General features: G+C 60.9%; 1 protein-coding gene. It reads left to right on the top strand.

Annotated features, from left to right (window positions below):
- Positions 1–819: phosphopantetheine-binding protein (locus tag CH256_RS23045; RefSeq protein WP_143536654.1), on the top strand; the 819-nt coding region annotated here is incomplete at both ends.

Genomic DNA, 819 nt, shown 5'->3' with positions numbered 1-819 from the left:
TACGCCTCTATGAGTGCGCCCATGAAGCCTGGTCATGGAGCTCCTATCGGTACGCCGGTGCCGGGTGATGCGTTGTTTGTGTTGGATTCCGGTTTGCGGCGGGTTCCGATCGGTGTGGTTGGTGAGTTGTATGTCGCGGGGCGGGGTGTGGCACGCGGTTATGTGCGACGGCCGGGCTTGACGGCATCGCGATTCGTCGCGTGTCCGCTCGGCCCTTTGGGTTCGCGGATGTATCGCACCGGCGATCTGGTTCGTTGGAATCACGACGGCGAGCTGGAGTATGTGGGTCGCTCTGACGATCAGGTGAAGATTCGTGGTTACCGCATCGAAATCGGTGAAGTGGAAGCAACACTCGCTGCCTTGACCGGAGTGGAGCGTGCGGCAGTGGTGGCCCGTGATACCGATACCGGCAAGCAGTTGATTGGCTACGTCGTACCTACCGAGGTGTCTGCGGGAATCGATGGTGGGGCGCTGCGCGAACGAGTTGCCGCGCGATTGCCTGCGTACATGGTTCCGGCCGTGGTGATGGTCATCGACGAGTTGCCGTTAACTGTCAACGGCAAGCTGGACAAACGGGCGTTGCCCGAGCCGCAATTCGCCAGCGGCGTTCACAGAGCGCCGTCATCTCCGGTTGAAGAAATTATCTCCGGCATTTTCACGAAGGTTCTCGACCTGCCGCGAGTCAGCGTGGACGACTCCTTCTTCGACCTGGGCGGCAACTCGCTCTCTGCGATGCGTGTCGTAGCCGCCGTGCAGGAAACCTTCGACTGTGAAATCAGCGTCCGTGCACTCATGGAAGCCCCCACCGTAGCGGGCCTG

The sequence above is a fragment of the Rhodococcus sp. 05-2254-6 genome, assembly GCF_002258565.1.
Lineage (GTDB): Bacteria > Actinomycetota > Actinomycetes > Mycobacteriales > Mycobacteriaceae > Rhodococcoides.
Note: the sequence above shows the minus strand (reverse complement) of the source record. Positions and strands in the feature narration are given on the sequence as shown.